The following is a 345-nucleotide window of genomic DNA, read 5'->3' as shown; positions in this document are numbered from 1 at the left end:
TGCCCATTTCACGCATGTACATGCGTACCGGGTCAGTCGTGCGCCCGATTTCAGATTCCACGCTGGAAAGCACCTGCGCGGCGGCTTCGGCAGCATCTTCGTCCGCGGTGTTTTCAGCCAGCATCAGATCATCGGCATCCGGTGCTTCTTCCATCACCTGAATGCCCATGTCGTTGATCATTTGGATGATGTCTTCGATCTGATCTGAATCGACGATATCTTCCGGCAGATGGTCATTGACCTCAGCATAGGTCAGATAGCCTTGCTCCTTACCACGGGTGACAAGAAGCTTGAGCTGTGACTGCGGGTTTTGCTCCATAAGACGGTATCCACACTTCTGTTAAA

General features: G+C 52.5%; 1 protein-coding gene. It reads right to left on the bottom strand.

What is annotated here, in order from left to right; genetic code table 11:
• The coding region (locus tag SB756_RS28695) for an RNA polymerase sigma factor region1.1 domain-containing protein (RefSeq protein ID WP_410912903.1) at positions 1 to 319 on the bottom strand (319 nt) is incomplete at its 3' end.
• Positions 320 to 345 lie beyond the last annotated feature (26 nt).

The organism is Pseudomonas sp. SIMBA_068 (assembly GCF_046534705.1).
GTDB classification, from domain to species: Bacteria; Pseudomonadota; Gammaproteobacteria; order Pseudomonadales; family Pseudomonadaceae; genus Aquipseudomonas; species Aquipseudomonas putida.
This window is presented reverse-complemented; position numbering and strand designations above follow the sequence as displayed.